Annotated in this window: 24 protein-coding genes; 10 read left to right on the top strand and 14 right to left on the bottom strand. The window is 66.9% G+C overall.

Features of this window, described 5'->3' with window-relative positions; translation table 11 throughout:
* Positions 1-46 precede the first annotated feature (46 nt).
* A complete protein-coding gene (locus tag AC1DYU_RS04130; RefSeq protein WP_476790521.1) occupies positions 47-934 on the bottom strand; it encodes a PhzF family phenazine biosynthesis protein in 888 nt (295 codons plus the stop codon).
* A gap of 174 nt (positions 935-1,108) precedes the next feature.
* Between AC1DYU_RS04130 and AC1DYU_RS04125 the strand changes: the two genes are divergently transcribed.
* Positions 1,109-1,342, top strand: a complete 234-nt coding sequence (locus tag AC1DYU_RS04125) for a hypothetical protein (protein WP_476790520.1) — start codon at positions 1,109-1,111, stop codon at positions 1,340-1,342.
* A gap of 20 nt (positions 1,343-1,362) precedes the next feature.
* Here AC1DYU_RS04125 and AC1DYU_RS04120 read toward each other — a convergent pair whose 3' ends face one another.
* The 8 genes from AC1DYU_RS04120 to AC1DYU_RS04085 all read right to left on the bottom strand — a co-directional run bounded on the left by AC1DYU_RS04120 (position 1,363) and on the right by AC1DYU_RS04085 (position 9,104).
* Positions 1,363-2,250 (bottom strand): protein-L-isoaspartate O-methyltransferase family protein, encoded by an 888-nt coding sequence (locus AC1DYU_RS04120; protein ID WP_476790519.1) that lies wholly within the window; start codon positions 2,248-2,250, stop codon positions 1,363-1,365.
* Between the two features lie 31 nt (positions 2,251-2,281).
* The gene (locus AC1DYU_RS04115; protein ID WP_248308725.1) at positions 2,282-2,620 is read right to left on the bottom strand and encodes an SUF system Fe-S cluster assembly protein; all 339 of its coding nucleotides are present in this window, start codon (positions 2,618-2,620) and stop codon (positions 2,282-2,284) included.
* A 61-nt stretch (positions 2,621-2,681) separates the two neighbouring features.
* Positions 2,682-3,920, bottom strand: a complete 1,239-nt coding sequence (locus AC1DYU_RS04110) for a cysteine desulfurase (RefSeq protein WP_476790518.1) — start codon at positions 3,918-3,920, stop codon at positions 2,682-2,684.
* Between the two features lie 4 nt (positions 3,921-3,924).
* Entirely contained in the window at positions 3,925-4,134 is a 210-nt protein-coding gene (locus tag AC1DYU_RS04105; RefSeq protein WP_476790517.1) for a tautomerase family protein, read from the bottom strand.
* Positions 4,134-5,483, bottom strand: coding sequence for a SufB/SufD family protein (locus AC1DYU_RS04100; protein WP_476790516.1), 1,350 nt, complete (start codon positions 5,481-5,483; stop codon positions 4,134-4,136). Before AC1DYU_RS04100 ends, AC1DYU_RS04105 begins: the two co-directional genes overlap by 1 nt.
* The gene (gene sufC, locus AC1DYU_RS04095; protein ID WP_476790515.1) at positions 5,483-6,235 is read right to left on the bottom strand and encodes a Fe-S cluster assembly ATPase SufC; all 753 of its coding nucleotides are present in this window, start codon (positions 6,233-6,235) and stop codon (positions 5,483-5,485) included. Before sufC ends, AC1DYU_RS04100 begins: the two co-directional genes overlap by 1 nt.
* Before the next feature lie 129 nt (positions 6,236-6,364).
* Positions 6,365-7,837 (bottom strand): Fe-S cluster assembly protein SufB, encoded by a 1,473-nt coding sequence (gene sufB / locus AC1DYU_RS04090; RefSeq protein ID WP_158482629.1) that lies wholly within the window; start codon positions 7,835-7,837, stop codon positions 6,365-6,367.
* 61 nt (positions 7,838-7,898) lie between these two features.
* On the bottom strand, positions 7,899-9,104 hold the full coding sequence (locus AC1DYU_RS04085) for a cysteine desulfurase family protein (RefSeq protein ID WP_476790514.1): 1,206 nt from the start codon (positions 9,102-9,104) through the stop codon (positions 7,899-7,901).
* Positions 9,105-9,426: 322 nt separating this feature from the next.
* Between AC1DYU_RS04085 and AC1DYU_RS04080 the strand changes: the two genes are divergently transcribed.
* Complete coding sequence (locus AC1DYU_RS04080; protein WP_158482707.1) at positions 9,427-10,098, top strand: alpha/beta hydrolase; 672 nt, start codon at positions 9,427-9,429, stop codon at positions 10,096-10,098.
* A gap of 10 nt (positions 10,099-10,108) precedes the next feature.
* Here the strand turns inward: AC1DYU_RS04080 and gcvA are convergent, their stop codons facing one another.
* Complete coding sequence (gene gcvA / locus AC1DYU_RS04075) at positions 10,109-11,056, bottom strand: transcriptional regulator GcvA (RefSeq protein ID WP_476790513.1); 948 nt, start codon at positions 11,054-11,056, stop codon at positions 10,109-10,111.
* On the opposite strand from gcvA, the gene AC1DYU_RS04070 reads away from it, so the two are divergent.
* Complete coding sequence (locus AC1DYU_RS04070) at positions 11,055-11,405, top strand: YjiS-like domain-containing protein (protein WP_476790512.1); 351 nt, start codon at positions 11,055-11,057, stop codon at positions 11,403-11,405. The two genes, gcvA and AC1DYU_RS04070, sit on opposite strands and share 2 nt — an antisense overlap.
* Complete coding sequence (locus AC1DYU_RS04065; RefSeq protein WP_476790511.1) at positions 11,402-11,551, top strand: hypothetical protein; 150 nt, start codon at positions 11,402-11,404, stop codon at positions 11,549-11,551. Before AC1DYU_RS04070 ends, AC1DYU_RS04065 begins: the two co-directional genes overlap by 4 nt.
* Here the strand turns inward: AC1DYU_RS04065 and AC1DYU_RS04060 are convergent.
* Positions 11,536-13,131 carry a class I SAM-dependent methyltransferase gene (locus tag AC1DYU_RS04060; RefSeq protein WP_476790510.1) on the bottom strand — a complete coding sequence of 532 codons (1,596 nt, stop codon included), beginning with the start codon at positions 13,129-13,131 and terminating at the stop codon, positions 11,536-11,538. The genes AC1DYU_RS04065 and AC1DYU_RS04060 overlap by 16 nt on opposite strands.
* 234 nt (positions 13,132-13,365) lie before the next feature.
* On the opposite strand from AC1DYU_RS04060, the gene tyrS reads away from it, so the two are divergent.
* A complete protein-coding gene (gene tyrS / locus AC1DYU_RS04055) occupies positions 13,366-14,607 on the top strand; it encodes a tyrosine--tRNA ligase (RefSeq protein ID WP_476790509.1) in 1,242 nt (413 codons plus the stop codon).
* A gap of 19 nt (positions 14,608-14,626) precedes the next feature.
* Here the strand turns inward: tyrS and AC1DYU_RS04050 are convergent, their stop codons facing one another.
* A complete protein-coding gene (locus AC1DYU_RS04050) occupies positions 14,627-18,034 on the bottom strand; it encodes a hypothetical protein (protein ID WP_476790508.1) in 3,408 nt (1,135 codons plus the stop codon).
* A 270-nt stretch (positions 18,035-18,304) separates the two neighbouring features.
* Between AC1DYU_RS04050 and AC1DYU_RS04045 the strand changes: the two genes are divergently transcribed.
* From AC1DYU_RS04045 to purN, 4 genes are all read left to right on the top strand, one after another.
* Entirely contained in the window at positions 18,305-18,769 is a 465-nt protein-coding gene (locus AC1DYU_RS04045) for a peroxiredoxin (RefSeq protein WP_476790507.1), read from the top strand.
* A 136-nt stretch (positions 18,770-18,905) separates the two neighbouring features.
* Positions 18,906-20,162 (top strand): M23 family metallopeptidase, encoded by a 1,257-nt coding sequence (locus AC1DYU_RS04040; protein ID WP_476790506.1) that lies wholly within the window; start codon positions 18,906-18,908, stop codon positions 20,160-20,162.
* A 124-nt stretch (positions 20,163-20,286) separates the two neighbouring features.
* A complete protein-coding gene (gene purM, locus AC1DYU_RS04035; protein ID WP_476790505.1) occupies positions 20,287-21,360 on the top strand; it encodes a phosphoribosylformylglycinamidine cyclo-ligase in 1,074 nt (357 codons plus the stop codon).
* A 56-nt stretch (positions 21,361-21,416) separates the two neighbouring features.
* Complete coding sequence (gene purN, locus AC1DYU_RS04030) at positions 21,417-21,980, top strand: phosphoribosylglycinamide formyltransferase (RefSeq protein ID WP_476790704.1); 564 nt, start codon at positions 21,417-21,419, stop codon at positions 21,978-21,980.
* On the opposite strand, the gene AC1DYU_RS04025 is transcribed toward purN, so the two are convergent.
* A complete protein-coding gene (locus AC1DYU_RS04025; RefSeq protein ID WP_476790504.1) occupies positions 21,908-22,696 on the bottom strand; it encodes a helix-turn-helix transcriptional regulator in 789 nt (262 codons plus the stop codon). The two genes, purN and AC1DYU_RS04025, sit on opposite strands and share 73 nt — an antisense overlap.
* 118 nt (positions 22,697-22,814) lie before the next feature.
* On the opposite strand from AC1DYU_RS04025, the gene AC1DYU_RS04020 reads away from it, so the two are divergent.
* Positions 22,815-23,537 carry a glutathione S-transferase family protein gene (locus AC1DYU_RS04020; RefSeq protein ID WP_158482617.1) on the top strand — a complete coding sequence of 241 codons (723 nt, stop codon included), beginning with the start codon at positions 22,815-22,817 and terminating at the stop codon, positions 23,535-23,537.
* Here AC1DYU_RS04020 and AC1DYU_RS04015 read toward each other — a convergent pair.
* The gene (locus tag AC1DYU_RS04015) at positions 23,521-23,883 is read right to left on the bottom strand and encodes a hypothetical protein (RefSeq protein WP_158482616.1); all 363 of its coding nucleotides are present in this window, start codon (positions 23,881-23,883) and stop codon (positions 23,521-23,523) included. The genes AC1DYU_RS04020 and AC1DYU_RS04015 overlap by 17 nt on opposite strands.
* Positions 23,884-23,962 lie beyond the last annotated feature (79 nt).

Genomic DNA, 23,962 nt, shown 5'->3' with positions numbered 1-23,962 from the left:
CTCTTAGGATTGCTTCGTCGGCATGCGGCCTCCTTGCAATGACGGATTACAGCAGCGCCTCGCCGCGAAACACAGGCACGCAGGAGCCGCCAACGGTGGCGCGGATGCCCTCCTCCTCCCGGCGCGCCGTCAGGTGGAGCAGGCTCGGCCGCCCCATCTCGACGCCTTGCGTCAGCGTGAAGGCGGCCGCGTCGCCGCCGTCGAGCGACAGCAGGAGCGCTGCGACCGTGGCGCTGGCACTGCCGGTGGCGGGGTCCTCCCAGGTGCCGCTGATCGGCGCGAACATCCGCGCCCTGATCTTGGCACCGTCGCGGGCATAGATGAACAGCGAGAAGCGTCCCTCCAGCCCAGGCGTGGCATCGCGAACGGCGCGGAAATGGCTCAGATCCGGCGTGGCGCGGGAGAGCGCCTCGGCCGTCACCTCCGCGAGGACGAAATGCACGCCGACGGAGGCGCGGACCGGCCGGTGGTTGGCCACGACGATGTCGCCGGGCGTAAGCCCCGTGCAGGCGGCGATCGCTTCGGCCGGCAGTTCGACGCCCGTCGAGAGTGGCTGCGGCGCGGCGATGGTGGCGCCTGCGACCTCGCCTGCGGCATTGCTGGCGACCTTGACCTCGACGAGGCCTGCGATCTCCTCGAAGCGCAACGCGCCGTCGCGGTCGCGGCCATGGCGCGCCAGCACGAAGGCGGTCCCGACATTGGGATGCCCCGCAAAGGGCATTTCATGCGTGCGGGTGAAGATGCGCACCCGGGCCGTGTTGGCGGAATCCTCCGGCGGCAGGACGAAGGTGGTCTCGCTGTAGTTCATCTCCGCGGCAAGCGATTGCATCTGCACATCGCTCAGGCCGCGCGCATCGGTGAACACGGCAAGCTGGTTGCCGCCGAAACGCTCTTCGGTGAAGACGTCGACGGTCTCAAAAGCGTATTTGCGCATGACAGGCTCCCCGCCGCGCACTGACGCGGCCCGGATGCCTTGATGCCATCGATCGACGCAGCGGGATAATGAAGCTCGCAGATGCGATCGATCATCGCCGGTGATCGGCGGCGCGGAACGAACGGTGCGGCCTCCGGTTCTCTTGAGGAAACCCCAGGATCAAAGGAGAATCGGATGACAAACCGCACCGGAGCGACGAACAACCATCCTGGTGCCAGCCCGGTTTCCAGTCGAGGGGCGCAGCGGATCAAGCGGGATGCAGCGGGGCAATATGGCGAAGGCACGCCCAGCCCGAACAAGGACGGGTTGAGCAGCGCCAATCCCGTGGTTCTGTCGGAGGACGGCGATGCCACGAGCGGCAACGGCCATGGCCGCGACAGGGACGGCTCGAAGACGGCTCAGGAATAGCGTCGCCTCTGCCGCCAAACTCAGCGACCAGCCTCTTCGTAGCTGAGGCTCCAGCCCGTTCCGACGAACCAGGACCGATCGCTCGCTGGCGGCTCCCGCCAGCGCAGGCTGCGCACGAACTCCATGCCGCCGGTCTCGAAAGCGGATTGCAGCGCCTCGCGGTCCTCGGGCGATGGCGCCAGGACGCCGTCGGCGCAGACGAAAAAGGCCGGTCCGAGCCAGCTCGCGGCAAAGCCGTTCGCCCTGCGCTCGACCCGGAAGCCGCCGCCATCAGCATGCCGGCGGCCCGACGTGCCACGCCGCCGCCCGGGTTGACCGAGCGGGAAGATCAGCCGGCCGCCCGGCAGGAGAGCCTCCATCCAGTGATCGGCCGGCCTGCCGACGGCGAAATTGACATAGATCGCATCGACCGGCTCGAAATCCAGCGTCGCGCCATCGCCCTCGATCAGCGAGACATTCTCGAAAGCGGCCAGATTGCGCTCGGCCCGCTCGACCAGATCGGAATCATATTCGACGGCGAGAACCTGGCCGCGTTCGCCGACGAGGCTGGAGAGAATGGCGCTGTAGTAGCCCGTTCCCGCGCCGATATGGGCGACGCGCGCGCCTTCCAGCGACCCCAGCGCATTCAGCCAGATGGCATGCAGCAACGGACTGCCATTGTTGACGCCGCGACCGGACGACAGCGCGAAATTGAGGTCCTGGTAGACCACGACCGGATCATCGGACGTCAGGGTCCGGTAGCCGCGCCCGCCTGAGACCTGCCAGGGCGCCGGGCCGATGAATTGTTCACGCTCAACACTGCCGAACGCCGCCTCGAGCGCCGGATTATTGCTGACATTGGCGGCGGCGAGGATCTGCTTCGCATAGGCACGCCGGACAATCGCCAGCTCGACTTCGCTGAAGCTCATGCCGGATATTCCCGCGCGCCGCGTCGAGCGCTTACCACATGTCGAGCGCGACCCTGGCCTCGTCGGACATGCGCGACTGGTCCCAGGGCGGGTCGAAGGTCATGTTGACGGTCACGGAGGCGACGCCCTGGACAGTCGAGACGGCATTCTCGACCCAGCCCGGCATCTCACCGGCAACCGGGCAGCCCGGCGCCGTCAGCGTCATATCGATCGTGACCTGGCGGTCGTCGGCGATGTCGACGCGGTAGATCAGGCCGAGCTCGTAGATGTCGGAGGGAATCTCCGGATCGTAGACTGTCTTCAGCGCCGCGACGATGTCGTCGGTCAGCCGGTCGATCTCTTCAGGGGGCAGGCCGGCGCCGGCACCCATGGTCGGGGCGTTCGGCTTGATCTCGTCTGCGATGGTGTCGGTCATGGCTTTACAATCCTACTCAGGCGAACAGGCTCTCGGCCTTCTGCAGGGCCTCGACGAGCTTGTCGACCTCTTCCAGCGTATTGTAGAGGCCAAACGAGGCCCGGCAGGTCGATGTCACCCCATATCGTGCCAAAAGCGGCATCGCGCAATGGGTGCCGGCCCGCACGGCGACGCCGGCCCGGTCGATGACGGTCGCGACATCATGGGCATGGGCGCCCTTCATCTCGAAGGCGACGATGGCGCCCTTGTCCCTGGCCTTGCCGAAGATGCGGATCGAGTTCATCTCGCCGAGCCGCTGCATGGCGTAGGCGCCGAGCCGCGCTTCATGCGCCGCGATGTTCTCGCGGCCGAGCGCCATCATGTAGTCGAGCGCCGCGCCCAGGCCGACCGCCTCGATGATCGCCGGCGTGCCCGCCTCAAAGCGATGCGGCGGATCGTTATAGGTGACCTCGTCCTCGGTCACGGTGACGATCATCTCGCCACCGCCTTCATAGGGCGGCAGTTTCTCGAGCCATTCGCGCTTGCCCCAGAGAATGCCGGAGCCGGTCGGGCCATAGGTCTTGTGGCCGGTGAAGGCATAGAAGTCGCAGCCCAGCGTCTGGACATCGACCGGCAGGTGGACTGCACCCTGGCTGCCATCGACGACCAGCGGAATGCCGTGCGAACGGCAGATCGCGCCGACCTCGGTGATCGGCACGATCGTCCCGGTCGCGTTCGACATATGGGTCAGCGACACCACCTTGGTGCGCGGGGTGATCAGCTTCTCGAATTCGTCGATGAGGAAATTGCCGTCCTCATCGATCGGAGCCCATTTGATCACGGCGCCGTGGCGCTCGCGCCAGTAATGCCAGGGCACGATGTTGGAGTGGTGCTCCAGGATCGACAGGACGATCTCGTCGCCTTCGCCCAACTGCAGATGGCGTCCGAGCGACGAGGCAACGGTGTTCAGCGAGCCGGTCGAGGAGCGGGTGAAGACGATCTCTTCGAGATGGGCCGCGTTGAGGAAGCGGCGCGCACTTTCGCGAGCCGCCTCATAGGCTTCGGTCGAAGCGTTGGCGAGATAGTGCAAGCCGCGATGGACGTTGGAATAGTCCTCGCGCATCAGCCTGGTCATCGCCTCGATGACCACCTCTGGCTTCTGGGCAGAGGCGGCATTGTCGAGATAGACCAGCGGCTTGCCGTAGACCTCGCGGGCGAGGATCGGGAAGTCCCGCCGGACCGTTTCGATGTCGTAGGGCTTCACCAGGGCGTTCATGGGCTCAGGCCTTTCCGGACGGGACCGGCGCCCGGTCGGCGACGAGCTCGCCGGCATGGCCCCAATCCTCGCGCGCGACTTCCTGGATCACGATATGGGTGTTCTGCGGGTTCTTGCCGAGTACGCTCACCAGCGTCTGCGTGAATTCCTTGACGATCCGCGCCTTCTGCTCGCGCGTCGCGCCCGGGGTCATCTGCAGGTTGATGTAAGGCATCAGATCGCACTCACCACGGAGGAGGCTTCGCGCAGGCTCAGCCAGCCCTCGATTTCGGTCATGACAAGGGCGCGGAGCGTCTCGTCCTGGACGAATTCGACCGCCTCGCCGGCGAAGGCCTGCAGCACCAGCGCCTCGGCCTGCGGCCGGGGCAGGCCGCGCGCCATCAGGTAGAAGAGCTGCTCGCCATCGATCTGCGCCACCGTCGCGCCATGGCCGCAGACCACGTCGTCGGCGAAAATCTCTAGCTCGGGCTTGTTGAACATGCTCGCGCCGTCGTTCAGCAGCAGCGCGTTGCTCTTCATGCTGCCATCGGTCTTCTGGGCATATTGCCGGACGATGACCTTGCCCTGGAAGACGCCGGTGCCCTCGCCGCCGATGATCGACTTGAACATCTCGCGGCTGGTGCCGTGGGGAACCTCATGGTCCATCACCAGCGTGACGTCGGAATGCTCGCTGCCACCGAGCAGGTTGACGCCGCGCAGGCCGATATTGGTGTGTTCGCCGGCATAGCGCACGAAATACTGCTGGCGCAGCGTGCCGGCGTTCAGGACCAGCGCGAAGGATTCGAAGTTCGCCTGCGCGCCGACCGTTGCGAGCAGGCTCTGGACCTGCACCGTCTCGGGCGCATGGCGCGTCACCATGCGCAGATGCTGCACATCGCTCTCGTCGCCAGTCTCGAAGACGATGGCGCCATTGATCTGCGAGGGAGAAGCACCCGCGCTTTCGCTGATCTCGACGATCGTCGCCTTGACGCGATCGCCAGCCAGCACGACCGAGCGGTGGAAGATCGCGCGCTCGTCTTCGCCCGAGGCGAGCGAGACGATCGCTACCGGCTGGGCGAGTTCGGTGCCCGCCGCGATCTCGATGAAGACGCCGTCGCGCATCAGCGCGGTGTTGAGCATCAGACCTGAATCGGCATCGGCGACGCCGGGCCCCGACAGGACGCGGGCGATGTCGTCGCGGCCGGCGACCAGCGCATCGGCGAGGCTGTGGACGATGAGACCCTCGGGCAAGCCTTCCAGCGTCGAAAGCTCGGGCACGAACACGCCATCGACGAGCACGAGTCGCACACCGTCCAGCGCCAGCGCGGCCAGCCGCGCCCGCACGCCGTCGGTGACGGCAGCGGTGTCGGCGAGCGGCCGGGCCTCGCGCAGCAGCGAGCGTAGGTCGGTATAGCGCCAAGTCTCCAGCCGGCGATGCGGCAGGCCCCTGGCCTCGAAGCCGGCGAAGGCATCCTCACGCAGTTTGCGCACGGGCAGCGCACCCGGCAATTCGCCCTTGGCACTGGCGAACTGGGCGCTCAGCGCCTGCTCGGCGGCTGTCTTGAGCGGGGTGACGACGGACATCAGGCCGCCTCCCCATAGGCTGCATAGCCCGACTTCTCGAGTTCGAGCGCCAGTTCCTTGCCGCCGGTCTTCACGATCCTGCCCTTCGACATGACGTGGACGGTGTCGGGAATGATGTGGTCGAGCAGGCGCTGGTAGTGAGTGATGACAAGGAAGCCGCGGCTCTTGTCACGCAGCGCATTGACGCCCTCGGCGACGATGCGCAGCGCGTCGATGTCGAGGCCGGAATCGGTCTCGTCGAGGATGCACATGGACGGCGACAGCAGCGCCATCTGCAGGATTTCCATGCGCTTCTTCTCGCCGCCGGAGAAGCCGACATTGAGCGGCCGGCGCAGCATCGCCTTGTCGATGCTGAGCGCATCGGCAGCGGCGTTGACCTGCTTGATGAAGTCCGGCGTCAGCAGTTCGGCCTCGCCACGCGCCTTGCGCTGCGCGTTCATGGCAGCCTTCAGGAAGGTCATGGTGGCGACGCCGGGGATTTCCAGCGGGTACTGGAAGGCGAGGAAGATGCCGGCGGCGGCGCGGGCATCGGCCTCCATCTCCAGCACGTTCTCGCCGTTGAGCAGGATCTCGCCGTCGAGGACCTCGTAGTCCTCCTTGCCGGCGATGACATAGCTCAGCGTCGACTTGCCGGAGCCGTTGGGGCCCATGATGGCCGCGACCTCGCCGTCGGCGACGGTCAGGTTGAGGCCGTTGAGGATCTGCTTGTCTTCGTCGGCGATCTTGACGACGAGATTACGAATTTCGAGCATGGTTTCGTTCTTTCGTGAGCCCTCATCCTGAGGAGCGCGCAGCGCGTCTCGAAGGATGCTTCCAGTGCGAACCCATCATCTTTCGAGACGCCGCCTCTGGCGGCTCCTCAAGATGAGGGCTGGTTCAAATCAGCCGACCGAGCCTTCAAGCGAGATCGAGATCAGCTTCTGCGCCTCGACGGCGAACTCCATCGGGAGCTGCTGCAGCACCTCCTTGACGAAGCCGTTGACGATCAGCGCCACCGCCTCCTCCTCGGAGAGGCCGCGCTGCTGGCAGTAGAACATCTGGTCCTCGCCGATCTTCGAGGTGGTTGCCTCGTGCTCGAAGACGGCAGTGGCGGTCTTGGCCTCGATATAGGGGATGGTGTGCGCGCCGCACTGGTCGCCGATCAGGAGCGAATCGCAATTGGTGAAGTTGCGTGCCCCCGTTGCCTTGCGGTGGGCCGAGACCATGCCGCGATATGTCGAGTCGGATTTGCCGGCGGCGATGCCCTTGGCGATGATCTTCGAGGTCGTGTTCTTGCCGAGATGGATCATCTTGGTGCCGGAATCGACCTGCTGGGCGCCGTTCGACACCGCGATCGAGTAGAACTCGCCGCGCGAACCGTCACCGCGCAGGATGCAGGACGGGTATTTCCAGGTGATCGCGGAACCGGTCTCGACCTGCGTCCAGGAGATCTTGGAGTTCTTGCCGCGGCAGTCGCCGCGCTTGGTGACGAAGTTGTAGATGCCGCCCTTGCCCTCGGCATCGCCCGGATACCAGTTCTGGACGGTCGAGTATTTGATCTCGGCATCGTCGAGCGCGATCAGCTCGACCACGGCGGCATGGAGCTGGTTCTCGTCGCGCTTGGGCGCGGTGCAGCCTTCGAGATAGCTGACATAGGAGCCCTCGTCGGCGATGATCAGCGTGCGCTCGAACTGGCCGGTATTCTGTTCGTTGATGCGGAAATAGGTCGACAGCTCCATCGGGCAGCGCACGCCCTTGGGGATGTAGACGAAGGAGCCGTCGGTGAAGACGGCGCAGTTCAGCGTCGCGAAATAATTGTCGGTCACCGGCACGACGGTGGCGAGGTATTTCCGCACCAGCTCGGGGTGTTCCTGGATCGCGTCCGAGATCGAGCAAAAGATCACGCCGGCCTGGGCCAGCTCCTTCTTGAAGGTGGTGACGACCGAGACCGAGTCGAACACCGCATCGACCGCGACGCGGTTCTCAGGCGCGACGCCGGCGAGGATTTCCTGCTCGCTGAGCGGAATGCCGAGCTTCTTGTAGGCGTCGAGGATCGCGGGATCGACCTCGTCGAGCGACTTCGGCGAGGCGCCCTTCTTTGGCGCCGCGTAGTAGTACAGCTCCTGATAGTCGATCGGCGGATAGTTGACGCGCGACCAGGCCGGCTCCGTCATGGTCTTCCAGCGGCGGAAGGCGTCGAGGCGCCATTCCAGCATCCATGCCGGCTCGTTCTTGCGCGCCGAGATGTAGCGCACCGTATCCTCGGTCAGACCCTTGGCGGGCTTGTCGACCTCGATCTCGGTGATGAAGCCGTATTTGTACTCGGTCACGTCAATCGACTTGACCTGATCGATGGTCTCCTGGACCGCTGCCATTGCCTACTCTCCAGTCGCGGGTTCAAGGCCCGCCGGTTTGGTCTTCGTCGTGCGGATGCGTTCAGGCGGCAGCCCGGACGCTCCGATGAGGGCCTGCGGCCAGCGCCTTCGCATAGGCCGCAAGCAGGTGATCGATCTCCGCACCGGAGGTGGTCCATCCGAGCGATGCCCGCAAGGCCCCTGCACTCATGGCAGGGTCTATACCCATGGCGGTCAGCACATGCGAGCGCTTGACCTTGCCGGACGAACAGGCCGAGCCGGAGGACAAGGCGACGCCGCCCAGATCGAGCTTGATCAGCGTCGTCTCCGCCGTCAGGCCGGGCGTGGCGAAGGCCGAGGTATTGGGCAGGCGCGGCGCAGCGCGGCCGAAGATCACGGTGTCCGGCGACAGCGCCAGCAGTCCGTCCTCCAGCCGATCGCGCAGGGCCGCGAGGCGCTCCGCTTCCGTTGCGAGCGCAGCCTTGGCCAACGCAGCCGCCGCGCCGAAGCCGACGATACCCGGCAGGTTCTCCGTACCGGCGCGCCAGCCGCGCTCCTGACCGCCACCGCGCATCGGCTTGTCGGCCAGTTCCAGTGCTCCGGTGCGGAAGACGATCGCGCCGATGCCCTTCGGCCCGCCGATCTTGTGGGCCGACAGCGTAATGACGTCGGCGCCCAGCGTCGCGATGTCGATGGCGATCTTGCCGGCGGCCTGGACCGCATCGCTATGGACGAGCGCGCCGAAGCGCCGCGCGATGGCGGCAACCGCGGCGATCGGCTGGATCACGCCAGTCTCGTTGTTGGCGAGATGCAGGGAGACCAGCGCGCGGGCGCCGGGATGTTCGGCGGCGAAGCGTTCAAGCCGTGCTTCCAGCCAGGCGAGATCGACGAGGCCGTTTTCATCGACGGGGATCGTCTCGGCCGCGCTTGCCGGGAAGCGGTGGCCGTCGCGCACGCAAGGGTGCTCGGTCGCGCCATGCAGCAACAGCGAGCCCGGCACGCGGACGCAATCGCGCCCGCCATCGCAATCCATCAGGCCGGGCGACAGCACCGTGGCGTTGGCCTCGGTGCCGCCGCTGGTGAAGACGACGTTGGAGGCCTTCGCGCCGACCAGGGCTGCGACCTGCTCGCGCGCCCGCTCGACCGCAGCCCGAGCAGCCCTGCCCTCGGCATGCACCGAAGAGGGATTGCCCGGCATCATCAGCGCGCGCGCCATCGCCTGCGCCACCTCGGGACGAACCGGGGTGGTGGCGTTATGGTCGAGATAGGCGCGGGCCGACGCGGTCACGATCGCGGATGCTCCAATGCTTACGTCAAGAAAGACGCCTGACTGCCTCATGTGGGGCGGCCGGCACGAAATGCTTGAATTCGCACCCCTGCACCGTGCTATAGCCGCCCGTCCGAACCGGTCTGGCCGGGAGCGACGGCGATGCCAAAGCGGCGATCCGCGCGTCTGTTCCCGACTTGTTCACGGCCGTTAGAACCATTCTAAGCGCTTGATGTAGGGCGCGAGCGGCGGGGCCGTCAAGGGCGACCGGGCTATTGGACGGCATTCCTGCCGGCTTTTGGCAGTCGTCGATGGCCTCGACCCAACAAAAGGCGACAAGACGATGCCAGAGGTGATTTTCAACGGACCGGCCGGCCGGATCGAAGGGCGCTACCAGCCCGCCAAGAAGCGCGGCGCGCCGCTGGCGATCATCCTGCACCCGCACCCGCAGTTCGGCGGGACGATGAACAACCAGATCGTCTACAACCTGTTCTACACCTTCGTGAACCGCGGCTTCTCGGCGCTGCGCTTCAACTTCCGCGGCGTCGGCCGCAGCCAGGGCCATTTCGACCATGGTGCGGGCGAGCTCTCGGATGCGGCCGCCGCGCTCGACTGGATGCAGGCGCTGAACCCCGAAGCCAAGAGCTGCTGGATCACCGGCGTGTCCTTCGGCGCCTGGATCGGCATGCAGCTCCTGATGCGCCGCCCCGAGATCGAAGGCTTCATGTCGATCGCCGCGATGGCCAACCGCTACGACTTCTCGTTCCTCGCCCCCTGCCCGTCCTCGGGCCTGTTCGTGCACGGCTCGGAAGACCGCGTCGCGCCGGTCAAGGAGGTGATGGCGGTGATCGAGAAGGTGAAGACCCAGAAGGGCATCCAGATCGAGCACACCGTGGTCGAGGGCGCCAACCACTTCTTCGACGGCAAGGTCGACGTGCTGATGGAGCAGGTCGGCGCCTATCTCGACCGCATGGTCGGGCCGGAGATCATCAAGAGCGAGCAGGAGCAGGCCTGAGCCGCCCGGCTCACGATGATGAGTGGATCAGACCCCGGCTCGACGCCATGAAGGGTAGCGTCATCTCCGCTGCCCGCGCCTCCGCCAGTACCCAGTCCCGGAACAGCCTGATCTTGCGCTCGCGCTGGCGTTCCGGCGGATAGACGATCCAGTAGGCCCATTGGTCGCGGATGGCATGTTCCACCGCGAGGACGAGCCGTCCGGCCGCGATATCGTAGGCGAAGAGTTCGGGCACGGCCATCGCGACGCCGTGCCCGCGCATCGCGGCCTGGACGTTCATGGCCTGCATCTCCAGCGACATGGCCCGCCCGCCCTGCTGGGGCCGGTCGAGGCCGAGATCGGCGAACCAGACCTTCCAGGACGTCTCGTCGGGGCTGAGCAACGGCGCGCGCAGCAGATCGGCCGCCTCGCGCAGTTGCAGCCGTTCGCGCAGTTCGGGGGCACAGAGCGGCGCATAGTGGCAGGCGAACAGCTTCTCCGCCGCGACGCCTGGCCATGAGCCCGGGCCATAGCGCAAGGCGAGATCGACAGCCTCGGTGGCGAAGTCGACGAGATGCTGCGAAGACCGCACGCGCACGGCGAATTGCGGATTCTCTGTCTGGAACTGGGCCAATCGCGGCGACAGCCAATTGATCGCCATCGTCTGCAGCGAAGAGATCGTCAGAACCGTCTGGTCTGCGTCGCAGATGTCGCGGAACACCGTCCCGATATCCGCGAGCGCCTTGCCGACCGGCCCTGCGAGCCGTTGGCCGATCGCCGTCAGCACGACCTGGCGCGGTTGGCGCACGAACAGCGCAGCTCCGACGCGATCCTCCAGCAGCCGGATCTGATAGCTGACGGCAGCCTGCGTCATGCCGAGTTCCTCGGCGGCGCGGGTGAAGTTCTGGTGGCGCGCAGCAGCCTCGAAAACGCGGACCGCGGCGAGGGGCGGAAGCTTTGGCGGCGGCTGCGCGGGCATGCCGAAGCATAAGCTCTCTTTATGGCAGATGACAATCTTCCGCTTTGTCGCCCTGCCCCGTCTGGCCCAGATTCACCTCACATCAGCAGGTGCTGCCGCCTGCCCCAGCGAGGATCGAATCATGACCTGCCTTTCGCAAACGGCGCCGCTCGCCCCACGCGGCGGCGCTTCCCTCCTGCACGGCATGCTGACGCTCTGGCAGCGCCACGCGAACGTCGCTCGCACACGGCACCGTCTTCCGACGCTGGATGACCGCGCGCTCTGCGACCTTGGGCTCACCCGCGAAGTCCTGGAACCACCGCATCGCGCCGCCCCTGCCAGACTATGGCTCGATCACATCCCCGGATGAAGCGCGGCGCGCCGCTGGCCATCCTGGGCCCGGACTCGCAGATCGGCGCCAATCTCAACCGCATGGTCGGGCCGGAGATCATCAAGAGCGAGCAAGAACAGGCCTGGGCGCGCTCGCCACCGGTTCTCCTTCAGTTTGCCAGATAGCGGAATTCCGGTCTGTTCGCGGGTAGGACGCCCGGATTCTGCGCCGCCCAGATCTCCGCATAGACCGGGATCGTCAGCGGAATGCCCCTGAGCACCGGATAGGCGATGCTCTCGCCCTCCAGCCAGCCACCGTGATCGGTCAGGACTTGCCGCGAGACTGGGCAACTGCGCCGTGCCAGGACCTCCCCGTCGGAAAGGCCGGCCCCCAGTTCCCCCGCCTTGCGCGCCGTGACGAAGGCGAAGGTGCCGCCATGGGCGGCACTCAGAGCCGCGTCCTGCGCGATCAGCGGCGCCAGGACCTCCTCGCAGAAATGGCGATATCGTGCAGCCACGGCGGGATCACCGACGCTGGTGATGGCGCTCAGGCCGAGCAGGATCTCGTAGTCCCGCACCAGCCAGATCAGCCGCGACAGCGGGGCCGAGAGATAGCGGACGACCTCGATATCCTGGAAACCCGCCTCGGCAACCATGGCAAGCGCAGCATCGAGCGTGGGCGTTTCGGCCTCCGCGCCGTAATCGACGAAGACGAAGCCATCGGCCCGCGTGGCATGATCGTGCAGGCCCAGCGCCGCCGTCAGCGCCGGCAGGACGCGCGTGTCGCGTACCTCCGCGCGCATCGCGAAGTTGAAGGCGAAGGTGCCGCCCGGCCGCAGCACGCGGAAGACCTCGGCGCAGGTCCGCTCTGGCTGCTCCAGATGGTAGAACGTGTAGTTCATCGTGACCGTATTGAAGGTCGCGTCGGTGAAAGGAATCTGCGAGGCATCGATCGCCATGTAGTGGCGATGATTGCCGAAATTGGCTCTGGCGCCCATGTTCTCGTCGATGACCGGCGTCGAACCGACGCAGAGCTTTCGGTCCCGCAGGATCGAGCTGGCGGTATCGCCGCTGCCATTGCCGAGTTCGAGCGCCGCGTCGGAGAAGACGAGGTTCTCGTACTGCTTGGCGAGGAGGTAGCGCGTGGCGAGGAAGAGCGGTTGCGCGATCGTGGTGTGGCGATCGAACAGCGCAAGGATCGCGGCGGTCACCTCCGGCGGAGAGCTTAGACCGCGATGCGGAGATGTCGCCGAACCGAGATAGAGCTCCATCACATGGGACAATGTGACAGCCGCAGCGCCCGAGATGCCACCCTCGCCGGCGGCCTGTTGCGCGGCGGCGATGATGCCCAGGGTCACGTCATCGGGTTGGCCCGGATAATAGGGCGGCAGGCCGAGCTTCCCGGCGACATTGCGCACGATCAGACGGTCGAGCTGGGACAGGTTATCGCCCGATAGCTGGTCGACCAGTTGCTGGCCCGAGATCGTCGCGGCAAGCGCAGGCGCGGCCGGGCCCTCCTCCTCCGCAGCCAAAGCCACGGGCTCGGTGTCGCCGGCGCTCGCTTCGACGGGCTCGGCCGCCTGCACGGGGATCGGCTCGACAGCGTCAGGGGGAATGAACTCTGGAATCGGTGGCGGCTTAGTGACCTGAACCGGCGGCGGCATCGGCGCTTCAGCCCAGCGCGACAGCCTCGCCGAGATTCGTCTGACGACGGCGCGCAGGGCCCGCTTCGGGTCGGCGGCAGCTTTGGCGATCAAGGCCAGCATCGGACATCCCTGCGATCGGCGCATATCGGAACAGCCGGCTCCTGGTGCAGCAGGCGGCCGGCATCTATGCACAAAGCCGATCCGGCTGTCTGCTCGGACCGGCTCGCCGGAGCCAAAACAAGGTCGCCTTTCGGGCTTCATGCTCCCGAGGTGGACGCGAAAACCGGTTTCCCCTTTTTCGCATCCTGTTCTAGAGCACTGCCTGACTGAAACGCCACCCAAACGATCGCCGCCATGACCGCCTTTAAATCCGACCTCCTGCGCATCCTGTCCGAGCGCGGCTTCGTCCACCAGATTTCCGATCCGGAGGGGCTGGACGCGGCTGCCGCCAAGGGGCCGATCAGCGCCTATATCGGCTTCGACGCGACCGCGTCCTCGCTGCATGCCGGCTCGCTGATCCAGATCATGATGCTGCACTGGATGCAGAAGACCGGGCACAAGCCGATCGCGCTGATGGGCGGCGGCACCTCGATGGTCGGCGACCCCTCCTTCAAGGACGATGCGCGCAAGCTGCTCACGGTCGATGATATCGAGCGCAACCTCGCCGGCATCCGCAAGGTCTTTGCGAATTATCTCGACTTCGGTGGCTCGGCGAGCATGCTCAACAACGCCGACTGGCTGCTTGGCCTGAACTATCTCGAATTCCTGCGCGATGTCGGCCGGCATTTCTCGGTCAACCGCATGCTTTCCTTCGACAGCGTCAAGACCAGGCTCGACCGCGAGCAGTCGCTGTCCTTCCTCGAATTCAACTACATGATCCTGCAGGCCTACGACTTCGTCGAGTTGAACAAGCGCACGGGCTGCGTCCTGCAGATGGGCGGCTCGGATCAGTGGGGCAACATCGTCAACGGCATCGATCTCGGCCACCGCATGAGCAATGTGCAGCTCTACGCGCTGACCTCGCCGCTGCTGACGACGGCGTCCGGCGGCAAGATGGGCAAGACGGCGTCCGGCGCGGTTTGGCTCAATGCCGATCTGATGAGCGCTTACGAATTCTGGCAGTTCTGGCGCAACACCGAGGATGCCGATGTCGAGCGCTTCCTGAAGCTCTACACAACGCTGCCACTGCCGGAGATCGCCAAGCTCGCGGCCCTGGGCGGCGCCGAGATCAACGAGGCCAAGAAGGTGCTGGCGACCGAGGTCACCGCGATGCTGCACGGCCGCGCGGCGGCCGAGGCCGCGTTGGAAACCGCGCGCAAGACCTTCGAGGAGGGCTCGCTGGCATCCGACCTGCCGAGCATCGCCCTGCCGCGCGCCGAATTCGATGAAGGCCTCGGCGTCCTGACGGCCTTCGTGCGGGCTGGGTTGGTGCCGTCGACCGGCGAGGCGCGGCGCCAGGTCAAGGCCGGAGGCTTGCGCGTCAACGACATGCTGGTCTCAGACGAACGCGCGACGCTGTCACCTTCAGACCTGGTCGACGGCGCGATCAAGCTCTCCTTCGGCAAGAAGAAGCACGTCCTGCTGCGGCCCGAATAAGCCCCGGACGGCGCGATCGTCAGGGCTGCGACTGGCCGGGTTGCCTCGGCTTCTGCGCCGGGGCGCCGCCGAGCGGGTCGACGAAGCGGCGCAGGATGCCGGGCGCGATCGCCGAAAGCGGGTTGATCGACATGGTCGGCGCGCTGGCCGCACCGGAAATCCTGAAATTAACGGCAAACAGCCCACCATATTGGCTGCCGCCGCCCAGCAGCGCGCCGACGACCGGCACCTGCGCGAAGGCGTTGTTGAAGGCGTAGCCGGGCACGAAGGTGCCGCCGATATCGACGCGGTCGCGGCCGTAATCGACATTGCCCTGCAGGGTGAAGCCGATCTGCTGGCCCCAGATCACCATGTCCGAGACGTCGAGGCGGCTGGCCGAGCGGGTGAATTCGGCCCGGAGCTTGATGAAGGTCACTTCATTGACATCGATCTGCACAGGCGGCGCGCTTCCGGCCCGGTCTCCCGAGAGCGCCTGGACGGATTGCTCGCCGACGACGCGGCGCAGCGCCGGCTCGTCGCGCACCACGAAATTGCGGAACAGCAATTCGCCGCTCTGACGCGTATCGCCCGGGCCGATATTCAGGGTGAGGTCGCCGCCATAGGCCTTGCGATACAGATCGACGAACCGCAGCAGCGCGCCGCCGTTCTCCGACTGGACAAGCAGCCCGCCTGCCGCCTCGCCCTGCCGCGACGCCTGCTTCGCGGTGACCTCGGCCCGGCCGATGCGGCCCTGGAAGGTGATCGCCCGCAAATCCCCGCCACGCTTCGAGAGCTTGAGCGTGGCATTGGTGATCGCCTCGTTGTTGAAGCCGGTCAGGATCGGCACGTCGAGATCGATGTCGAGGTCGCCGCCGCGTGCTGCCTTGTCGCCGCGTGCGGCGGGCGGGCCCGATGCGGTCTGGAGATCGCGGATGAACGGCCGCGCATCGGCGACGGCACCACGAATGGTCAGCTTCGTCAGAGTGCCGTCGCGCCTGGCCTCGACCTTGAGGTTGTCGCCCGCTGAGAGCCGAAGCTGCGACAGGCTGGCGCTTTCGAAGCCGTTCTGCCGGTTCAGCTCGATCTTGCCGCGGATCAGGATCGGATTGGAGTCGAACGTGAAATCGTCGAGATCGGGCCCGTCCGGATCGGCGATGTAGTTGAATGTGACCTTGGCGGCTCGCCCCGCCGGCTTGCTCAATCCCGGAATCACGCCGTCGAGGGACGCCTTGGTCAGGTCGTTCTCGACACGCGGCGGCGAATCCACGCCCCGGCCGAGCGCCTTGGTGACCTTCACCTGGACCGGGCCGTTGACGCCGGCCTCGGGTCCGAGCCCGCGCTTCTGCCGCGCCGCATTGTCCAGTGTCAGCGACAGGTTCGCCTCGCCCTTGCCGCGCGGGTCCTGCCTGACCTCGACCTGGGCCCGGTCGCCACTGATGCGGGCCTCGCCGCGCAGCACAAGGCCCGTCCGGTCGAAATTGACCGTCAGATTGCCGCCGTCGAGCTTCTCGGTGCCCAAAAGCGTGTCCGAGGCGACGCCGGACAAGGTGCCGGTGCTGGTGACAACGATCTCGCCGGGGCGGGGATCGTCGACCAGCGCCAGCGCCACGACGCTTTTCAGGTCGCTGGTGCCGCGCAGGCTCGCCGGATCGATCGCGCCGGGCGAGAACTCCTTCAGCGCCGGGAAGGCGAACAGGGCCGCCAGCGCGTCCATCGGACCGGTCATCCGGAAGGTGGTGCGAGCCTGGGCGCGCGGCATCCAGGTCTCGGGGATGTCGAACGTGCCCTCGCTGAGCTGGAGTTGCCGTCCGCCGCCGAGATCGACCGTGGCCTTTGCGATGGCGAGCTGGACCGTGCGCCCTGTCGCCTTGCCGGAGACGCTGGCATCGACCAGCGGTGGTAGCCCCGGCCCCGGCTGGAAGCGCACCTGCGAGGCGTCGACGACGACGGAGAGCGCGCCGTCGGGAATGCCGGCGCCCTGCATGAGCCGGGCATGATCCTCCGCCGGCAGGTCCATATCGACGCGCAACGAGGCGAGACGGCCGCTGATGAACTGGCGCGACAGCGTGCTGTGCACCTCCGGCGAGGTCCAGCGGGGCCATAGCGCCAGCGCCGCACGCGGGTCGGAGTCGGTCGCCGAGATCGAGAATCGCTGCAGCGGCGAGGTGCCGACCTGCTGCACCAGGCCCCGCCCCTGCGCCCGGATCGCCGGCCCCTGCACGGACAGCGTGTCGATCAGCGCCTCGCTGGTGCGTGGATCGAAGCGCAGGTCGAGCTTGGCGGCATCGATCGTGACCGGTGGATCGGCGTCGACGCCCGAGAGTTGTCCCTTTGCCTCGAGGCTGGTGCGCCAGGCGCCGGCATCGGCGCGCAGGCTCCCAGTGCCCTTCAACCGCGTCGCTCCGGCATTGAACTCGAGCGATTTCACCTCGATGACCGAGAGGTCGCCGCTGCTGGCGATCTCGAGATGGGCTCCATCCACGGCCAGCGGTGGCATAGGACCATCTGGGAAACGAATGGTTCCAGGCAGCACGTCGATCCGGGCCGAGATCGATTTCCCACCGTCGGGCGTCTGCCTGAGACTGGCCTTGCCCTGCACCGGCAGCCCCTCGATCGAGAGGCCTCCGGTACCCAGCGCGAGCGCCACGACCTCGGCCGGCTCGAAACGGACGATGTCGATATCGGCGCGTTGGGTGCCGTCGGCCTCGGTCGACAGGTCGATGGCAAGTTCTTTCCAGCGCTGGCCGGTGCGGCCCTTGAGGGTCAACCGGGTGCCGCGCTCGCCGATGCGGGTCAGCCGGATCTCGACATCCTCGAAGCCGGCCCTCTGCCGACCAGACGGATCGACCAGCGAAAGACGAGCGCCGTTCATACCCGCCGTCTCCAGCGCGCCGAGCAGGCCGTCGCCCTTCGCCAGAGTCGAGACCGCCGCCATGATGCCGGTAAAGGCATCCCACTGGGCTGCATCGGGCAGCGTCGCAGGCGGCGACTTCTCGACCGGGGCCGAATCGGCATTGACGATCAGGGCGCCGTCCTTGTTCACGCCAAGACGGACATTGACGCCGCGCAGATCGACCGAGGTCAGGCGGATGTCGCCGCGCAGCAGCGCCATCGGCTCATAGCCGAGAATCGCTTCCGGCGCCCGGATCGCGGCCCCGCTCTTGTGGCGAAACGACACCTGCCGCACGCGCAATTGTGAATGCCCGTCGATCCGGCCGAGCTCTGCGTCGGCGGCCTCGACCGTCCAGTCCGGCCCGAGACGCTCCTCGATCGCGCCGGCGATCCGCCCTTCCAGCCCCGAGAGCGGGACGAGGCCGGTGATCAGAAGCGTCGCAACCGCGCCGGCCAGCGTCACGATGGCGACGACGACAGCGACGGCGATCGTCACGAGCCCGGCCTTCGCGCGCCGCTTCACCTGGGCGATGTCGCAGTCCGGTTCGGCCGGCATCGTGGACGATGCCGAAGCGGCGTCCGGCCTGTTCGCGTCCTGGTCCAGCAAAGCCTTCTCGATCCTCTCGAGCAAATGATCCGTTTCGGGATCGGCGTCGCGCTGCGATCACCGTCGTCATCCAAGCCGATGGCGAATGCTGTGTCGATGCAGCCAGGCAAACCGATTCGGCAAGAAGCAGGGTTTCCCGCAGCGTGGCTGCACTCTATCACAGCCCGCGATCCCTCGCCGGCACATGCAGGGCGAAGGCGACAAAAGGAAGGCAGATCAATGGCTTTGCAGGATGGCGACCAGGTTCCCGACTTCCGGCTCGGGCGCGATGGCGGCGGCACCTTGTCGCTGGCCGATTTCAAGGGGCGCAAGCTGGTGCTCTACGCCTATCCCAAGGACGACACGCCAAGCTGTACGCAGGAGGCCATCGCCTTCAACGGATTGCGCCGCGATTTTGCCGCGGCGGATACCGACATCATCGGAATTTCGCCCGATCCGGTGAAAAAGCACGACAAGTTCAAGACCAAGTACGGGCTCGACTTCCCGCTCGTCGCCGACGAGACGCTGGGCGCGCTGCAAGCCTACGGCCTCTGGGTCGAGAAAAGCATGTATGGCCGAACCTATATGGGCGTCGAGCGGACGACCTTCCTGATCGACCGCGACGGCCGGATCGCACGGATCTGGCGCAAGGTGAAGGTGGCTGGCCATGCCGAGGAGGTTCTGGCAGCCGCGAAGGCGCTTTGACCCCCATCGGCGCGCGCTTTGCGAAAGATTAACCTTAACGGCGTCTGATGACGGTATCGGCAGCGTAACTCCGGTCCCGCGTAAAATGACTCAATCTTCCCCGACAGGCCCCGCCCTCCCGGTCTCCGGCCTGGTCATGCATAAGACCTACACCATCCGACGCTCGACAGTTCTGGCGGGCTTGGCCTGGCTCGCGCTGACAACCGCCGGCAGCGGCGCCGCCGGCTGGTATGTACTGAGCAAGGACGATCTGGCCGCACGGCTGATCGCCCGGGAAACCACGCGCCAATACGCCTATGAAGACCGCATCGCCTCGCTGCGCGCCGATGTCGATCGCCTGGCCAGCCGCGCCTTGCTCGATCAGGACGGCGTCGAGGCCCGCGTCGACGAGCTGGCGACGCGGCAGGCCGAGCTGGAATCGCGGCAGTCCCTCGTCACGGCGCTGGCCGACACGCTCCAGGCCGGCGGCATCGTCAGCGCACCCAAGGCGCCCTTGCGGCCGCGCATGATCAAGCCCGACGAGCCGGTGCGCGCCTCGGGCGTGACCAGCTTTGCGCCGATCATGCCGACGAAGCCGACGCCGGCGCCCGATTCGCCGCTTCTGCGCGGTGCGGATGCGAATCAGAACGCACCCTGGCGCTCGGGCGAGGTCGTGGCCCAGCCACCGACCCAGCGTGTCGATGCGGCGCTGACCCGTCTCGACCGCGCCATCGCCAACACCACCGGTGCCCAGATCGCCGCGCTGAAGGACATGGACGAGACACTGGCCGATTCGCAGAAGCGCCTGCGCGGCGCCCTCTCCGAGACCGGGCTCGACACCGACCGGCTGGCGGCCCAAAGCGGCATCGCCAAGGGCGTCGGCGGCCCGTTCGTCCCCTTCAAGATCGATGCGTCGGCTGGCCCCTTCGAGGCGACGCTGAGCGCCCTGCAGCCGCGAATCGCCTCGGTGATGCGGTTGCGCGGCCTGGTCGAGCAACTGCCGCTGGCCAAGCCGATGGCCGGCGACGTCGATTTCACCTCCAACTATGGCTACCGCGTCGATCCGTTCACGCGCAGCCCGGCGATGCATACCGGCGTCGACTTCCGGGCCGAGAGCGGTTCGCCGATCCGCGCCACGGCGCCGGGCAAGGTCATCACGGCCGAGTATTCCGGCGGCTACGGCAACATGGTCGAGATCGAGCACGCCAACGGCATCACCACGCGCTACGCCCACATGTCGGCGATCCTGGCTTCGGTCGGCCAGACCGTGACGACCGGCACCGTCGTCGGCCGGGTCGGCACCACCGGGCGCTCGACCGGACCTCACCTGCATTACGAGACCCGCATCAACGAGGAGCCGGTCGATCCGACCCGCTTCCTGCGCGCCGGCGGCAAGCTCGCGGCGATGCACTGAGCGCGCCGCGCGACAGATCTCCGGCCAATTCCCCGACGAAAACGCCAAGACGCCTTGCAAGCCGCCGCCTGCTTGCCTATCGCTCGCCGCAACGGGAAACCGAGCGGGACTGAAGGCGGAACCGATGAGCAAGCCGGGCGCGAACGGACTGACCTATGCGCAGGCGGGTGTCGATATCGACGCCGGCAATGCGATGGTCGATGCCATCAAGCCGCTGGTGCGGGCGACGCGCCGGCCGGGCGCGGATGCCGAGATCGGTGGTTTCGGCGGATTATTCGACCTCAAGGCCGCCGGCTTCACCGACCCGATCCTGGTCGCGGCCAATGACGGCGTCGGCACCAAGGTCAAGATCGCAATCGAAAGCGGGCTGCACTCGACGATCGGCATCGACCTCGTCGCCATGTGCGTCAACGATTTGATCGTGCAGGGCGCCGAGCCGCTGCTGTTCCTCGACTACTACGCCACCGGCAAGCTCGACCCCAAGGTCGGCGTCGAGATCGTGCGCGGCATCGCCGATGGCTGCCGGCAGGCAGGCTGCGCGCTGATCGGCGGCGAGACCGCAGAGATGCCCGGCCTATATGCCGAGAAGGACTACGACCTGGCGGGCTTCGCCGTCGGCGCGGCCGAACGCGGCGCGCTGCTGCCCCGCGCCGATCTTGAGCCCGGCGATGTCGTCTTCGGCCTGCCCTCCTCCGGCGTCCATTCCAACGGCTATTCGCTGGTCCGGCGCATCGTCGCGCTGAGCGGGCTCGGCTGGGATGCCCCTGCCCCGTTCGCTCCGGAAACCAGCCTCGCCGAGGCATTGCTGGTGCCGACGCGGATCTACGTCAAGCCGTTGCTGGCCGCGCTCAAGGCGACCGATGGCATCAAGGCGCTGGCCCACATCACCGGCGGCGGCTTCCCCGACAACATTCCACGCGTGCTGCCCGAGGGGCTCGGCGTCGCGCTCGATCTCGGCGCGATCCCGGTCCCGCCCGTCTTCGGTTGGCTGGCGCAGGTCGGCGGCGTCGCCGAGCGCGAGATGCTGCGGACCTTCAACTGCGGCATCGGCATGATCGTCGCGGCCGAGGCCGCCAAGGCCGACGAGGTCGCGGCGGCGTTGGTCGCAGCCGGCGAGGCCCCCGTCCGTCTCGGTGAGATCGTGCGCGTGAGCGACGGCGAGGAACAGGTCGCCTATCGCGGCAAGCTATCGCTGTGAGCGCACCGGCCCCGCGCCCGCGCGTCGGGATCCTGATCTCGGGGCGCGGCTCGAACATGGTCTCGCTGGTCGAGGCGGCGCGAGCGGACGGCTTCCCGGCCGAGATCGCACTGGTGCTCTCGAACGTACCCGGTGCCGGCGGGCTCGACCGCGCGAGGGAATTCGGCATCGCGACCGCGACCGTCGATCACCGCGCCTTCAACAGGGATCGCGAGGCCTTCGAGAGGGCCATGGACGAGGTCCTGCGCCTCAACCAGATCGATCTGGTGGTGCTGGCCGGTTTCATGCGGATCATGACGCCCTGGTTCGTGCGGCGCTGGGAAGGCCGGATGATCAACATCCATCCCTCGCTGCTGCCGTTGTTCAAGGGCACGCATACCCATGCTCAGGCGCTCGCGGCCGGCGTCACGGAGCATGGCTGCAGCGTGCATTTCGTCGTGCCGGAGCTCGATGCCGGGCCGGTGATCATGCAGGCCAGGGTGCCGGTGCTGCCGGCCGACGACGAGGACGCGCTGGCAGCGCGCGTCCTCGTGCAGGAGCATCTGCTTTATCCGCGCGCGCTCGCCGAGGTCGCCTCGGGCCGCGCCGCGCTCGTCGACGGGGCCGTCGTCAGACGCTGAGCCTCCTCACGCCGCTCGCTCTCCTCCTGGCAACGCGCCTCTTCCTCCTTCTGCCAGCGCCGGAACAGATCGGCGCGGCGAGCCGGATAGCGCTCGTCGCGCGCGACGAGGTCGGTGATGCGGTCGGTGCGGAAATGGCGGAAGGCCTGGCGCAGCTCGCACCAGGCGATGACGATGCGGACGCGCTCGTAAAAGGTCATGCCGATCGGCCAGATCATACGCTGCGTGTCCTGTCCGCTCTCGTCGCGATAGCGCATCTCGAGCTTGCGACCCTGGCGGATGGCGGCGCGCACGGCGGCGACATCGACCTGATCGACCGGCGCGTCGCGGCCATAGGCCGGGGCAAACAGGGCGCCGTCGAGCAGGATCGGCCGCAGATGGGCGGGCAAAACCGCGGCGATCTTGCTGACGACGTCCTCAGCCGCGCGGGCCAGCACGGGATCGGCGCGCTCGCCGAGCCAGCGCATGCCGACCAGAACCGCCTCGATCTCGTCGGGCGACAGCATCAAAGGCGGCAGGTCGAAGCCGGCGTCGAGCACATAGCCGATGCCGGCCTCGCCGCGCACCGGCACGCCCTGGCGCACCAGCGCGGCGATGTCGCGATAGACGGTGCGAACGGAGACGTCGAGTTCGGAGGACAAAGTCTCGGCCGTCACCGGCCGGCGCCGGCGGCGCAGGCTCTGGATCATGTCCAGCAATCGTTCGGCGCGCTGCATGTCGATCGTTCCCGCTTCGGCTTCCCGATGCCACAATGCCCTAGCGCTGCTGACAGTCTTTGTCAGCAGCGTGTCAGTAGTATCTCGCGGAACGTCAGATCGGTTTGGGGAGGCGACGATGATCACGCTGCACAGTTTCGGGCCCGGTTTCGGCCTGCCCGATCCGAGCCCGTTCTGCATCAAGGCCGAACTTCTGCTGAAGATCTCGGGCCTGCCCTACCAGCGGGCGAACGGCGACCTGCGCCGGGCGCCGAAGCGCAAGCTGCCGCTGATCGTCGATGACGGCGTCACCATCGCCGATTCCAGCTTCATCCGCTTCCATCTCGAAAGCCGGCACGGAATCGATTTCGACGCCGGGCTGGACGCCGAGCGGCGTGGCACGCTCTGGGCGCTCGAAAAGATGCTTGAGGACCAGATCTACTGGATCATCGTCGACGAACGCTGGATGGACGACGCCAATTTCGCGCGCGGTCCGGCGAATTTCTTCAAGCCCGTCCCGGCGCCGCTGCGGCCGCTCATCTGCGCCATGATCCGGCGAAAGGTCCGGCGCAATCTCGACGGCCACGGCATCGGTCGCCACAGCCCGGCCGAGAAGATGGTGTTGGCGGCGCGCAGCCTCGACGCGATCGTCGGCATTCTCGGCAACCGCGATTATCTCGGCGGCGAAGCGCCGGCCGGGGCCGACGCCACGCTCGGCGCCTTCATGATCGCAGGCCTGTGCCCGCTGTTCGATTCCCGCTTTCGAGAGCTGGTGGAAGCGCGCCCGAGTCTCGTCGCCTATGCGACGCGGATCAAGGAGCGCTTCTTCCCGGTAGCGGAGGCGGTCAGACAGGCCGCTTGAGCTTGCACTGATCGATGAAGCCCAGGCCCTTCTCGCGTGCCGAATCGTTGAAATAGCCGGTGTCGCGGAAGGCCTGGATCTCGTCCTTGGTCATCGCGGTGACCGTGCCCTTGGCGTAGCAGCTGCACGGCGTATGCACCGCCTCGCGCGTCGTCTTCAAGAGCTGAGACTGCGTATGCAGGCAAGCGTCGAAGGCGCGCAACTGGATCATGTAGGGCGTCAGGTTCTTGGCGGTCGGGTCCGGTGGCGGCAAGGCGCTCGTCCCGCTCGCCGCGTAAGCCGAGAGGCCTGCCAGCACAGTCAATCCACCGGCCAGAAAGACCGCACCCATCCGCCGCATAATCATGATTTCGTTCGTCCTTCGAGAGCAGGCGCATCGGCCCGCACGAGTCGCCAGCCACCGCGAGGGATGGTCCATAGCACCA

The organism is Allobosea sp. P2_B12 (assembly GCF_056404835.1).
The sequence above is the reverse complement of the archived record's forward strand: the minus strand, read 5'-3'. Positions and strand labels throughout refer to the sequence as shown.